Origin of the sequence: uncultured Veillonella sp. (assembly GCF_934230905.1) — a bacterium.
Lineage (GTDB): Bacteria > Bacillota > Negativicutes > Veillonellales > Veillonellaceae > Veillonella.
On the sequence record NZ_CAKQFJ010000004.1, the window covers coordinates 41,696 to 57,112 of the forward strand.

A 15,417-nucleotide genomic window follows, 5' to 3' on the forward strand; every position below is an offset into this window, starting at 1 on the left:
CCACCTGATGTAAGTTTCAGAAACAACGAAAAAGAAAACCGCGTAGTATGAATGCACTACGCGGTTATACATACCTTAGGTAAACAGGTATTCGTCGTTTACCTATTGGGAGGTACCCTATTTAGTTGTTTTTTTAGCTGCTTGAGGGTTAGCTGCCAATACTTTTTCAAGCACTTGTTTAATTTCTTTATTTTGTGCTTCTAAGTTAGCAACTTTATCTTCAAGAACTTTTACAGTTGCAGGAGATGCAGGTTTGGAAGGTGCTGTAGGAGCAGAACCGATACCAATAGTTACACCAGCATTTGCCATTACACCATTGTCACCATCATACGCTGCACCAGCATGAATTAACAAATCAGGATTTGCATAATGAGCAACACCCAATGCAGTTGCTGTTTTACCTTTGTATGTACCTACAGCAGCCATGATTTGAGCTTTTTGGCCTTCATGATATTCAATAGGTTTCAATGCTGCCAATGCGGCTGCAGATGCACCTACAGTTTTAACTTCACGTTCTACACTACTAATGCGACGAGAGTTATCTTGAATTTGTGCGGTATGTTGTTCAATAGTTTCATGATCTTGAAGCGTTACTGCACTTGCACGCAAGCTGTAATTTGCAGCTTCAGCTAATGTACTAATATCTTCAGTATTCTTGTTAACTTGTAAGCCCATTACATTGATACGTTCATTGTTTTCCAATGCAATCGCGCCAACAGCTTTAGTTAATTTAGTATTGTCATTAACTTGATTTGTTACAGTAGCAATACTTTGAGTATTTGTATTAACTTGTTTAGATACATCTGTTACACGGTTATTAACAGCATTAATATTAGTAGCATTTGCTTTCACAGATTCAGTAATACCAACAATAGCATTTGCATTAGTTGTTACACGGCTATCAATGTTTTTAATATTTTCTGTATTCACGCTAATATTTTTAGCATTTACATTAATATTATTGATATTCGTATTAACTTGATTGGATACTGTAGCAATGTTAGTAGTATTTGCTGTTACTTGGTTATTTACTTTTGTAATATTGTTTGTATTTTCAATAACGGATGCATTGATAGTCGCAATATTATTAGTATTTTTATTAACTTGAGCAGATACATTATTAATTGCTGTAGTATGTTCATCAACCTTGTTGATTACTTTTTGTACTGTTACGTTAGTATTTTGAATTGCTTGTGCATTTTGTTTGATAGCAGCTTTGTTAATATTGATATTTTCAGTATTATGTTTAATCTTATCAGTATTAACTTCTACTTGGCTTTGAACATTTTTAATGCGTTCTTCGTTAGCATTAGCTTTGATAGTATTTGCACTAACTTGTTCTTTCACCTTGGATACATCAGCACTTACATTTTGCAAGTCTTTAATTGCTTGTGTATTTTTGCCAACTTGATCTTTTAAGCCAGATACATCTGTTTGGATGCCGTTGATAATCTTAATATTATTTTCAACTTTTGCATTCACATTTGTTACATCGGCTTTAATATTTGTTACATCAGATTTAATGTTCGTTACATCATTCTTCACATTAGTTACATCAGACTTGATATTTGTAACTTGTGCATTAATGTTCTTCACATCATTCTTAATATCTGTAACATTGTTATTCACAATATTAATCTTCGCATCAACTTTTGCATTAATGTTTGTAATATCATTCTTCACGATAGTTACATCAGCTTTGATATTGTTAACATTCTTTTCAACGTTTACTACATTAGCTTTAATATTGTTAATGTTAGAAGTGTTGTTTTGAATATTTACAGTATTAGCATTGATTACACTATTTTGAGCTTTAATGTTGTTTGTAATGTTTTCAACTTTCTTTTCAACATTAACAATTGTAGTGTTGCCTTTACCTACTTGACCTTTCAAGGATTCAATAGCTTTCGCATTAGAATCAACTTTGCCATTCAAGTTACCAATAGCTGCTACATTTGCATCGATACGAGTGGAGTTAGCATTTACCTTAGCAGAAACATTTGCAATGTTTGCTGTGTTACCTGCTACTTGTTTAGATACACTAGCAATAGCTGTTGTATTATTAGTTACATCAGTGCGAATTGCTTTAATATCTGCTGCATTCACATCAACTTTACTATTAATATTAGCTACATTATTTTGAATAGCTGTAATAGATTTGCTATTGTTTTCAATAGCTTTTGCATTAGCATCAACTTTTACATTTACATTGTTGATCTTACTATCAATCTTCGTATTGTTTTCTACAATCTTCGCATCGATATTTTTATCAACCTTGTTAATAATAGTTGTGTTGTTGTTATTAATAGCAGTTTCAATGTTCTTGTTGATTACTGTGTTGTTATTAGAAATTGCGGTATTGATATCGTTTCTAATCACAGTGTTGTTTGCTTCAATCTTAGTATTGATTGTATTTTCTACATTTGTGATAGTTGTACCAATTTTACCATTCAATTTCTTGATAGCATCTTCATTAGCAGTAATACGTGTAGAGTTATCTACAATATTATCTTGCAAGTAATCCAAACGTTGATCATGGCGATCTACGCGTGCTTTAAGGCCAGATACATCGCCTTTCACACCATCAATCTTAACATTTACTTCACCAATCTTAGTATTAACTGTGTTGTTGATTTGTTTATTATTTTCATTGATTTTTACATCAATATTCTTATCAACCTTGTTAAGAATTGTGGTATTGTTTGCATCAATCTTAGTATCGATAGACTTATTAATAACTACATTATTTTCATTAATTTTGTTAGTAATAGTATTTTCGATATTTGTAATTTGAGTACCAATATGGCCTTTCAAATCATTGATCGCTTTTGTATTAGCATTAATATCAGTGCGGTTAGCTGCAATGTTTGTAGCATTAACTTTTACACCATCTTCTACAACACTAATGCGTGTAGAGTTATCTGCAATATTATCTTGTAAGTAATCTAAACGTTGGTCATGACGATCTACACGATCTTTAAGACCTGCTACATCACCTTTAACACCATCCACTTTAACATTTACGTTATTAATAGCTGTTGTATTATTTGCAATATTAGTTGTATTAGCATCGACTTTTACATTCGTTGCATCAATACGTTTGCTATTATCTACGATAGCTTGTGCATTAACAGCGATATTCTTAGTATTATTTGCAATGTTAGTAGTATTATTTTCTACCTTACCATTAATATTAGTAATTTGAGTTTTAATATCGTTGATAACTGTAGAGGATTTACCTACTTGACCTTTCAATTCATCAATAGCTTTTTGATTTTTACCAATTAATGTACGATTTTCAATAGCAATTGTGCCTGCTACATTAATATCTTTTGTATTTTGATCAATACGTTTACTATTTTCTGCAATTGCTTTTGTATTGTTTGCAATATTTGTTGTGTTATTAGTAATGTTTGTAGCATTAACTTTTACACTATCTTCTACAACACTAATGCGTGTAGAGTTATCTACAATATTATCTTGTAAGTAATCCAAACGTTGATCATGACGATCTACGCGAGCTTTAAGGCCATCTAAATCACCTTTAACGCCATCTACTTTAATATTTACATTGTTAATAGCTGTTGTATTAGCATCTACTTTAACGTTTGTTTCATTAATACGTTTGCTATTATCTACAATAGCTTGTGCATTAACAGCAATATTCTTAGTATTGTTTACAATGTTAGTAGTATTATTTTCTACCTTAACATTCGTTTCGTTGATACGTTTACTATTATCTACGATAGCTGTTTGGTTTTTACCAATTAATGTACGGTTTTCAATAGCAATTGTACCTGCTACATTAATATCTTTTGTATTTTGGTCTACACGTTTAGTTAAGCCATCCAAATCACCTTTAACACCATCAATTTTAACATTCACTTCACCAATCTTAGTATTGATTGTGTTGTTGATTTGTTTGTTATTTTCATTGATTTTTACATCGATGTTTTTATCAACTTTATTAAGAATCGTTGTATTGTTTTCATTAATTTTTACATCGATATTTTTATCAACCTTATTAAGGATGGTTGTGTTGTTGTTAGTAATAGCAGTCTCAATATTTTTATTGATTACTGTATTGTTATTATTGATAGCAGTTTCAATATTCTTATTAATTACTGTGTTGTTATTAGAAATTGCAGTATTGATATCATTTCTAATCACTGTGTTATTTTCTTCAATCTTAGCATTGATTTTATTTTCTACATTAGTGATTGATGTACCAATTTGGCCTTTCAATTTATTAATAGCATCTTCATTAGCAGTAATACGTGTAGAGTTATCTACAATATTATCTTGTAAGTAATCCAAACGTTGGTCATGACGATCAACACGACCTTTAAGGCCATCTAAATCACCTTTAACACCATCTACGCGTACGTTAACATTATTGATTGCGGTACTGTTAGCATCAATTTTCTTATTAACATTAACAATATTAGCATCAATTTTTTTACTCAAATCAATAACATTATTATCAATCTTAGTATTAATTTCGTTAACCTTATTATCAATGTTCGCATTGATTTCAGTTACTTTATTATCAACTTTTTTGTTAATAGCAATATCATTATTATCAATTTTTGTATTAATAACATTTACATTGTTATCGATTTTCTTGTTAATAATATTTACATTGTTATCAATATTTGCATTAATTTCAGCTACTTTATTATCAATTTTTTGATCAATAGTTGTTACTTTATTATCAATCTTAGTATTGATTTCGTTAACTTTATTGTCAATTTTAGTATTGATTTCATTAACTTTATTATCTACTTTTGTATTGATAGCAATGTCGTTTTTATCAATCTTAGTATTGATGTTTGTAATATCGTTTTTAATACTGTTAATCTCTACTTGAACATTACCAATATTTTGACCAACTTTGCCTTTCAAATCAGCAATGTCTTTAGTATTGATATTTACTTGATTTGTTGTATTGCTCAAATCAGTCTTAATATTCTTAACATCATTTTCTACAGCTTGTAAACGACCTTCATGGTCACCCATAGCTTGAAGAACATAATTGATACGAGTTTTTGTATACTCATGATTGTTATTAACCGTATTCGTCAAGTTTGTAATAGCTGTCGCATTTTTATTAATGTTTGTAGTATTATTCGCAATATTCACTTCATTAACAGCAATGCGTTTACTATTATCTACTATTTTCGTTGTATTACCATCAACCTTAGTATTTACATTGTTAATTGTAGTGTTGATATGATTAATGTCAGTTTTAACATTATTAATCTTAGCATCAACATCTGCATTTACTTTATTGATAATAGTTGTGTTATTAGCATTAATTTCATTTTTGATTGTCTTATTAATTTCAACATTATTTTGTTTAATGCTATTATCGATATTAGCGTTAATAACTGTGTTATTAGCATTAATTTCATTTTTTATAGTCTTATTGATTTCGACATTGTTTTGTTTAATGCTATTATCGATATTAGCGTTAATAACTGTGTTATTAGCGTTAATTTCATTCTTAATAGTCTTATTAATTTCGACATTATTTTGTTTAATGCTATTATCAATGTTAGCGTTAATAACGGTATTATTAGCGTTGATTTTATTATCAATGTTAGTGTTTACTGTATTGATAATATTGGTTTTACTATTATCAATTTTAACGTCTACATCTTTATTGATTTGATTAATAATCTTAGTGTTGTTTTCATTAATCTTATTATCAATTGTTGTGTTGATGTTGTTGATAGTAGTACCAACTTTACCTTTCAACTCTTCGATAGCTTTTTTATTATCATTGATGTCTTTTTTGTTATCGTCGATAAGTTTGCGGTTTTCTATCGCAATGGTATTGTTGAAAGTAATATTTTTAGTGTTTTCGTTAACTTGTTTAGACAAATCAACAATAGATTTGCTGTTGTTATTAACATTAACTGTCAAGTTATTGATTGCTTTATTATTAGCATCAACTTTAACGTCTACCTTGTTAATATTTGCTTGTAATTCATTCTTAACATTAGCAATATTTTGATTAATGTTTACATTGTTTGCATCAATCTTATTAACGATAGTTTTGTTAATCTCAACATTATTAGCCTCAATGCTATTTTTGATATTATTGTTAATAACAGTATTATTAGCATTAATCTCATTTTTAATAGTCTTATTAACTTCTACATTATTAGCATTAATTTCATTTTTGATGTTTTTATTAATGACAGTGTTATTATTTTGGATACTTTCATTAATTGTTTTGTTGACTGTATTAATAATAGCTGTATTATTATTTTCAATTTTAGCGTCAACTTTTGCATCAATGTTTGTATTTATGTTGTTAATAACATTAGTTTCGATATTGCTAACCTTGTTATTGATTTCTGTGAATTTTGCGTTAACAGTGTTAAATTGTTCATTCACTTCATTTTTAAGATTAGTTACAGCAACATTAATTTTTGTACCTACTTGACCTTTAAGATCTTCAATAGCTTTGCTGTTGCTATCAATCTTAATAGTATTTTCGTTAACTTTTTTGTTAACTGCAGTAAGGTCATTAGAAATTCCAGTTACCTTTGTAGTCAAGCTAGCTATATTGGTTTTATTTACATTAATATTAGCCGTATTGTTGTTAATTTTTTTATTATCAGCAACATAAGTAATATATTGATTATTAATAATCGTTTGATTTACAACACCATTTTTTTGACCAGTTTTAACAGGAGGTTTTCTTTTTTGTTCTTGTTGCCCCCATTGTTGTTGATCTTGTTGTTGAGACCATTGTTGTTGGTCTTGTTGTTGCCATTGTTGACCTTGTTGTTGGTCTTGTTGTTGTACATCAATTGGTTGTTGTTCTACCGCTTGACTACCTTGACCTGGTGTTAACCATTTTTGACTACCAGCCAAATCAGTTCTATACCAATCTGCAGGTGTGGATGCAGAAGCAATGCCTCCACCCAAACTGGCACTTAATAAAATTGCAGCTACAACTGTAGTAGCTGTTTTTTGATGCGACTTAGCCAACTCAGATGTAACAACATATGCGTTTTTCGTCGCACTCCATACTACTTTGAATACCTTATTCATATTGTAAGTTCCCTCCCAACTTATGCGGCTCTCACCCCACATAGATGAAATAAATGAAAAATATCGGAATATACTTCACTAAATATTCACAATATCTAACTAAATAGTACCACAAGATATTTTAAATTTAAAGCGTTTTTTTAATAAGTTAAACTTATGCTTCATATTTTACTCATTCTTGCACATGGTATAAATTATGAAAAAGCCTAGCTAATCAACTTTTTCCGATATAGAAATATCATTCTTCATTTTATATTTTTTTAATATTTTTTAGTTCTATTTTTATTTACATAGATAAAAAGGCCTATTAACGTATATGTATACATTAATAGGCCTTATATATTATATATTGTAACTTATATCAATCTAATTAAAATTTAGATTCAATAGCACCTTGTAAGTCACCTTTTGGTAAGAAACCAATTTTACGATCTACTACTTCGCCATCTTTCAAGATAACAAATGTAGGTAATACTTCTACTTGTAAATCACGAGCTAAGCTTGGTTCTTCATCAGCATTAACTTTTACAAAGTTAGCTTTACCTTCTAATTCACCAGCGATTTCTTCGATAACTGGCATCATACGTACACAGTATCCACACCATGGTGCCCAGAAATCAATAACTGTTACGCCACCTTGATTAACAAGATCTTGATATTCTGCTGTTTTTAACTCTTTTAATTCGCTCATTATTTCCTCCTAAGGTAATTGAACTAATACACAATCTTGAATATAATCCACCCCTGCCTCTTTAGCCTTAGCTAAAACTGCTGGCTTATCCGCACCAGGTTGTAACCAGATGGTCTTAATGCCCAATTGTTTACATTCATCAATTGCTGCAAGCCCTGCTGCTTCAGGTACTACAAAATCAACAATGCTAGGAACAACTGGCAATGCAGATAGACTTGGATAACAAGTATCTCCATCGATACTCATTACATTTGGATTAACCGGATAGACTTCATATCCATGTTCTTTCAAACACTTATAAATCTTATACCCAAACTTATCGGTTTTATGAGTGGCACCTATTACAGCCCAAACTTTTTCAGCTAACGCAGTTTTAATAGTCATTCTTACCACCTCTTATATACTATTATATATTAATATCGAAAATTGTCAATATATTATATCGATTTTTTTAAAACAACATGTTCACAACATAAGGCTTTAGTATATGCTGTATGCGTTACTAACGATTTTAAAGATATACTTGGCTTATCGCATTTAGATATAAATCCTGCCAATACGGCCAATTCACCTAAAATACGCTGTGGTGTCCAACCTGTAGCCCTCAGTTCTTTTATAGTTATACTTTTCTGACGTTTTGAAAGTCGATGTCCATCGCTATCAATAAGCAATGGTGCATGGCCATAAGAGGGAGGATTAGCATTTAAAATATAATACAAATAAATCTGTTGAGCCGTAATCTCGAGTAAATCATGGCCTCTAATAACTTCTGTAATCCCCATAGATATATCATCTAATACAACGGCCAAGTTATATGCATACATACCATCACCGCGACGCAACACAAAATCATCAAGCCCTTCTTGTAGTACAAATACCTGTGGCCCTTGATATGTGTCCATAAATTCTACAGTTGAGTCTACAACCTTAATACGTAAAGATGGATTTTTTTCAAACTTCTTCTGTGCTACCGTAACACTATCTAAATTACGACAATGCCCATCATAATGATGAACGACTTCACCACGATGAGGGGCAGAAGCAATTGATTGTAAACGAGTACGATTACAAAAACAAGGATATACAAGATGATCTCGTTCTAGCCGCTGCAAAATAGTGTCATACATCTGCAACCGTTCACTTTGCCAATAAGAGGATTCGGGGCCTCCTACACGAGGGCCTTCATCCCATTCGAATCCTAACCACTCCAAATCATCTAATAAAGATTCACCTAAAGCACGTTTGGATCGTTGTAAATCTATATCTTCCATGCGTACTACATAAGTACCATGCTGATTACGAGTTGATATATATGACAAAAGGGCGATCCACACATTCCCTAAATGGATATCCCCCGTTGGGCTAGGTGCAAATCGTCCTTTCATACTTAAATCTCCTTATAGAATGTACTACTACACAATAAAATTAATACAGCATAATAACACTCTTACATTACAACACGCACATTAACCAAGTGATACGAGACTATCAAATACACCAGCCTCTTTAATTTTTTGTTCATTCCCCATAGAACAAATATGATGATCCTTTAATACAGGTTCTACAACATCTGCAAGAGCTACAATATCTTCTGGCCTACAAGCAATAACTTGCTTCCTAAATGCTATCTTATCCTCAATAGTAGCACCACTAAAATATAGTCCCATCGCACGAGGGCCACGTAAAGCAGGTGTCATAGGCACATCAAGCCCACTCATAGTTCCTATAATATATTTACGCATTTCTCGATCTGTCAATGTAAATTGACGTAAATACTTAGGTAATTCTTTATATACATTAAACGTTTCTACAAGATTTGGATCGCGATAACTACAGAAAATCATATTACCATCATCATAAAAGTTAGCAAATGCACCATACGCTCCACCTTGTACGCGAATACGAATCCAAAGGTACTCGTAACGCAAAATAGTTTCCAATACACTCATGGCGCCAACATGGGAAAAACCATGATCAATAAAATTACCACCTTGTGCCACGTATTGAACCTTACCAGCAGTAATAATTCCATCATTACTATTAGTATGCTCAATAATTAACTTATTATTAGGTAAAACGTCTGCATTCCAACCACTAACCAAAGGTTCCATTAATTTAGTAAACAATGCCAATTCTTGTTCTTCACCAACAAATAATATTTCCACATTATTAGAGCGGAAAATTTTGCGAGCTACATCAACTAATTTTTCAGGTAATAATGGCAAAGCAGCCGGATTCGTTGCTAATTCACTAATTTTTTGATAATACCCTAAATTACCATCATCGCGGAATTTACCAACCTTTGAAACTTTAGCCATAACACGTTGGCTAACAATAGTATTTCCTCTACGGAATAACTCATTATCCCAAATAGCTTTACCTTCTTGTACAAGTTCTGTTAAACGAGTTACATCTGTATATTGTGCATCTTGAATGACTTCATTAACAATATGACATAATTCAGGTAATTTAGCACGTAACGCCTTACTTCGTACAACCATAAGTGGTACAAAATCATCACGTTTACCCACTTTACTAATGCCAGTAATATCAGAACTTAATCCACCAAGATTTAAATTGATTAATTTAGCTAAATCCCCATAGGTATGTTTAGATGTATCCACACGACCAATAATATCACTTAAAATATCTGCATAGAATAATTCATCTTCAGTGAGACAATCTAGCTTAAAATAGTAGGCCACATAGTTAATGCCCTTTGTAAAAGTAGGTACAAAATGAAGTTTTGTATTGCCTATCAAACTTTCACGACGTTCTACATCTTCAACATCTGGACTTAAATCAGATAATTCTAATAAAGGAATCGATGCAAGAGCATCTTCACTATCTGGTGTTTCTTGACGAAGTTTAAGACGTTTTGTTTGCTCTACAATTGCCTCTAATTCCGCTTGTGTCATTGAGGCTTTAATCTCTGCTAATTGAGCTTTAACTTCTGCATCTTTTTTATCTTGTAACCCTTGTTCAGGATATAAAGATATAAGAACCTTATGATTATTATCCAATATAGAGTGTCGAATTAAATCTTCAAAATAAGTTCCTTGTAAACCGTTTCGAATATTAACTAATGCTTTTTCATAGTGTAATAACTCTAATGGATCCTTACCATATAACCAATTATCCATCATACGAATAATATAAGCTAAACCGATAGGGCGACCGCCAAAATCACTTTCACGAAGTGTAAATTCTATACTATTAAGCGACGCTTCTAATAACTCTTTATCAATACCATCGTTACACAATTCGCATAAAGTCGACTCTACAATCATTTGTAACTGACTTTGTTTATCTATATTAGAACCACTAGCCTGTACAACCCAAATTGGTTGTCGGATACTATCTAGATAGTATCCCGATACATCTGAACCAATACCAGATTTCACTAAAGCCTGTTTTAATGGTGCAGCAGGAGATGTCAGCAAAGCATGAGTTAATACCTCAAAAGCAAGACTTTGTTCTGCTGTCAAAGATGGTAAAACATAAGAAAATGCATGTAATGTGCGATTATCTATGCTTTCATCAGAACCAACACTATATGGATACGTAATGACTTTACCTTCTTTAAATGGAGCTTGCTCTGTTACATCAGTATCAATTTCAATGCGGTCAAAATGGCTCAAATATTCATCATTGATAAAGCGTAATTGTTCTTCAATATCCATAGTGCCATAGAGAAAAATATAGCTGTTAGATGGATGATAATGAACATTGTAAAATGCCTTAAAGTTATCATACGTTAAATCTGTAATAGTATCAGGATTACCACCAGAATCAACACCATACGTCGTATTAGGGAACAAAGAATGCATTAATTCTCGTTCAAGCACAGAATCTGGGGATGAGTAAACCCCTTTCATTTCATTAAATACAACACCCTTGTAAGTTAATTCATCTTCAACTGAATCTAATTCATAATGCCAACCTTCTTGCATCATAATTTCTGGATCATTTGCAGCACGTGGATAGAACACTGCATCGAGGTATACATCCATCAAATTATGGAAATCCTTATCATTTTTACTAGCTACAGGATACATCGTCTTATCAGGATATGTCATAGCATTTAAAAATGTATTCAAAGAACCTTTTACTAACTCTACAAATGGCTCTTTTAGAGGAAATTTACGAGATCCACATAATACAGAATGCTCCATAATATGGGCAACACCAGTGCTATCCTGAGGCGTTGTTCTAAACGCAATATTAAAAACTTTATTAGTATCAGGTGAATCAATATATATAAGACGAGCCCCAGATTTTTCATGCTCCATTTCATAGGCTGTACCATTGATTTCATCAATACGTTCTATACGATCAATGCGAAAACCAGAATATATTTTATGCAACTCCATAACTAACCTTCTTTCTATTTATTCCATATGTGTACATATTTTACTCTATTATTAACTATTAATTATATCATATCCACAACATTTGCACGAATTTTCAATAATTATTATCAAATTACATCTATAACACTATATAGTTTACAGATAATACAATATATATACAACAAGTAAGGGCACTCTAATGTTGAGTGCCCTTACTGTTTATATTATTTATCTTGATTCATTTGCCATTTTTTATTGCGCCGACTCGTCAATAACCCTTCGAGAACGACTTCAAATTGGCGAAAACTCAATGTATAGGGAGCATACATATCCGGTACTACCTTATACGATATAATCACTTCTGATGCATCATAATTATAAAATATACCATGTAGATTGCTCACTGTTGTATAGCCCGTTTGTGCTTGCTCTAATGTAGGGATAGGTTGTGTTTTTAAATTAGCCAACAAATCACTAATAAAACCTTCTTTGCGCCCTTGATCATCGAGCATTTCGTCCATAAATGTACGTAGACTATCCATCATGCTATATTAGCCTCTTTCATTTAGTAACAGACCATTATGAATAACACGAACTGCCTCTTTTACACGATTTTCAGCAACTAAACAGGAAATACTAATTTCAGAAGTACTAATAATTTCAATATTAATGCCTTCTTTACTAAGAATATCAAACATTTGTGCAGCTACACCAGGTTGACCTAACATACCAGCACCAATAATGGATACTTTTGCCATATTTTCATCAATATTGACAGCTTCAATATCAACTGTTTTTTGTAATTCTGACAATACCTCTCTTGCTAAAACCACGTCATCAAGAGCTACTGTAAAAATTAAATCTGTTTTAGGTTCGCCTACAGAACGAATAGATTGAACAATCATATCTACATCAACATTTTTTTCTGCTAAAGCTTTAAATACTTTCGCTGCAATACCAGGTTTATTTTCAACACCTACAAGAGCTACTTTTGCTGTATTTGTATCATCGGCTACGCCTGTAATTACATGTTTATTAGATTCCACGGTATAATCCTCCCGAATAATTGTGCCTGTATTATTACTGAATGTAGAGCGAACATGAATAGGTACACCATAACGGAAACCCATTTCAACAGCGCGTGGTTGCATTACACCAGCACCTAATCGCGCCATTTCAAGCATTTCACCATATGTAACTTCTTCTAATTTGAAAGCTTCTTTTGCTACACGAGGATCTGTAGAATATACGCCTTCTACATCAGTAAAGATTTCACATACGTCAGCCTTCATAGCACCTGCTAAAGCTACGGCAGTCGTATCTGAACCACCACGGCCCAAAGTTACCATATCGCCATATTCGGTAATACCTTGGAAACCTGCAACAACAACGATATTGCCAGCATCCAATGCTTCAAATACACGGTTAGGATCAACACCTAAAATACGACCTTTATTAAAGTTATCACTACTTGTAATACCTGCTTGATCACCAGTCAAAGAAACGGCCTTTTGACCGCGTTCATTAAATGCCATAGCCATCAAGGCAATGGTTACTTGTTCACCAGTAGATAACAAGCGGTCCATTTCACGACCATATGGTTTAGATGTTACTTGTTTTGCCAAAGCAACCAAGTCATCTGTTGTATCCCCCATAGCAGATACAACTATTACAATGCGATCGTCCTCTTTCTTTTCATGAAGGACACGATCAACGATATTAAATATTTTTTCAGGTGTTGCAACAGAACTGCCACCAAACTTTTTGACGATTAATGCCACTATTATCCCTCATTTATCAATGTACTAAAAATTAACATGCATATACTTTACCATAAAACAAACTGCACTGTAAAGGGATATACTGGTATCTTTCCACTACAAAAGAACAAAACTCTTTTTATCGCGGACACATCCTATTTACAATCAATAGTGAATCTTCGTCATGTATTATACTATCCATACAAAAAAGACCAACCCTAAGGCTGGTCTTTTTCAGTCAAATACATTCTATTATTCAACTACGATAGCTTTTTCAGATTCCCACAAACCATGGATATTGCAGTAAGATACAGCAATTAATTTACCAGATTTTTTCAAGGATACTGCTAATGTACCTTCAGAAACTGCTACTACAGGACCTTCATTTGCTGTTGCACCATCACCATGTACGTTGAAGGATACTTCACCAACTTCGAAAGGCAATTGAGTGCCTTCAGCTACAAAGTACAATTTAATCCAATTAATGTGATGTTCTACAGTATTTGGATGAGCAATATCTTTACCAACGGACAAGTTTACGTGGAAAGTTTCACCAGCTTTAACTTTGTCAGCAGCTTCAATAACAGGAACGTGTTTTTCAGTAGCGAAATCGCCAGATTTAATGTAATCATGTACAGCCATAATTAACCTCCTGATTATAGTTATATACATACTTAATGTCTAATAATGTTAGCACCTTGTGCTTATATCTATATTATACATTTTCGATATAGTTTAGGCAAGGACTTTTTCGAAAATTTTCTATTTATTTGTAAAGGGATGGCTGCTGTGGCTCCATCGGCCGGGTCTTCCTATAGGAAGGGCCAAAAGTCGCCTCAGCAGCCATCCCTTTACAGCACTCTAGAAAATTTTCGGAAAACTCCATGGTGAGAGGGAAAAACCGGCCAGGTCTGTCCCTTCGGGACAGGGCCAAAATCGCATCCATCCATCTATAGGTCATTGGCTTCGCCTCGACCTACTAAAACTCAATTCCTTTTGCCGCTTTTATGCCTTTTTCGTAAGCGTGTTTTACTACGTTCATTTCGGTCACTGTATCAGCGATGTTGATGATTTCAGGTTTTGCATAGCGGCCTGTTAGGATGACATGTAGTCGCTCTGGTTTGTGTTTAAGCATATCTACAACGGAGTTAACGTCAATGAGTTCATAGTTAATAGCATTGTTGATTTCGTCCATAACAATGAGATCCCATTTGTCGGAATTAACCTCTTCTACTAAGGTTCTCCACGCTTCTTGAGCTGCTGCTTTATGTTTTTCTAGTTCATCTACAGTCACCTTATCTCGATTGTAGTAGATAAATCCTTTGCCCATGGATTTAATGGTAACCGCATCCCCCAGTTTTTTCAGGCCTTCTAGTTCACCGTAACCATGACCGCTTTTGATGAATTGTAGAATCAAAACTTTCAAACCTTGTCCTACAGCACGTAAAACCACACCTAGTGCCGCTGTTGTCTTTCCTTTACCATTGCCAGTGTTGACAAGAATTAAACCACGTTCACTCATTTTCTACTCCTATTATGTCATACT

General features: G+C 32.8%; 9 protein-coding genes. All 9 read right to left on the reverse strand.

The features are described from left to right. Window positions 1–117 precede the first annotated feature (117 nt). Window positions 118–7,068 (reverse strand): ESPR-type extended signal peptide-containing protein, encoded by a 6,951-nt coding sequence (locus Q0E20_RS01680; protein WP_295995342.1) that lies wholly within the window; start codon window positions 7,066–7,068, stop codon window positions 118–120. A gap of 370 nt (window positions 7,069–7,438) precedes the next feature. Further along, on the reverse strand, window positions 7,439–7,759 hold the full coding sequence (gene trxA, locus Q0E20_RS01685; protein ID WP_295995345.1) for a thioredoxin: 321 nt from the start codon (window positions 7,757–7,759) through the stop codon (window positions 7,439–7,441). A gap of 9 nt (window positions 7,760–7,768) precedes the next feature. After that, window positions 7,769–8,143, reverse strand: a complete 375-nt coding sequence (locus tag Q0E20_RS01690) for a CoA-binding protein (protein WP_295995349.1) — start codon at window positions 8,141–8,143, stop codon at window positions 7,769–7,771. Between the two features lie 53 nt (window positions 8,144–8,196). Continuing rightward, window positions 8,197–9,144 carry a tRNA glutamyl-Q(34) synthetase GluQRS gene (gene gluQRS / locus Q0E20_RS01695; protein WP_295995351.1) on the reverse strand — a complete coding sequence of 316 codons (948 nt, stop codon included), beginning with the start codon at window positions 9,142–9,144 and terminating at the stop codon, window positions 8,197–8,199. Window positions 9,145–9,225: 81 nt separating this feature from the next. Then, a complete protein-coding gene (locus tag Q0E20_RS01700; protein ID WP_295995354.1) occupies window positions 9,226–12,132 on the reverse strand; it encodes an insulinase family protein in 2,907 nt (968 codons plus the stop codon). A 203-nt stretch (window positions 12,133–12,335) separates the two neighbouring features. Further along, window positions 12,336–12,653 carry a hypothetical protein gene (locus tag Q0E20_RS01705; protein WP_366509619.1) on the reverse strand — a complete coding sequence of 106 codons (318 nt, stop codon included), beginning with the start codon at window positions 12,651–12,653 and terminating at the stop codon, window positions 12,336–12,338. A 9-nt stretch (window positions 12,654–12,662) separates the two neighbouring features. Further along, window positions 12,663–13,892 (reverse strand): aspartate kinase, encoded by a 1,230-nt coding sequence (locus Q0E20_RS01710; protein ID WP_295995359.1) that lies wholly within the window; start codon window positions 13,890–13,892, stop codon window positions 12,663–12,665. 231 nt (window positions 13,893–14,123) lie between these two features. Further along, entirely contained in the window at window positions 14,124–14,513 is a 390-nt protein-coding gene (locus Q0E20_RS01715; protein WP_295995364.1) for a class II SORL domain-containing protein, read from the reverse strand. A 337-nt stretch (window positions 14,514–14,850) separates the two neighbouring features. Continuing rightward, a complete protein-coding gene (cobO, locus tag Q0E20_RS01720) occupies window positions 14,851–15,393 on the reverse strand; it encodes a cob(I)yrinic acid a,c-diamide adenosyltransferase (protein ID WP_295995366.1) in 543 nt (180 codons plus the stop codon). Window positions 15,394–15,417: the final 24 nt, after the last annotated feature.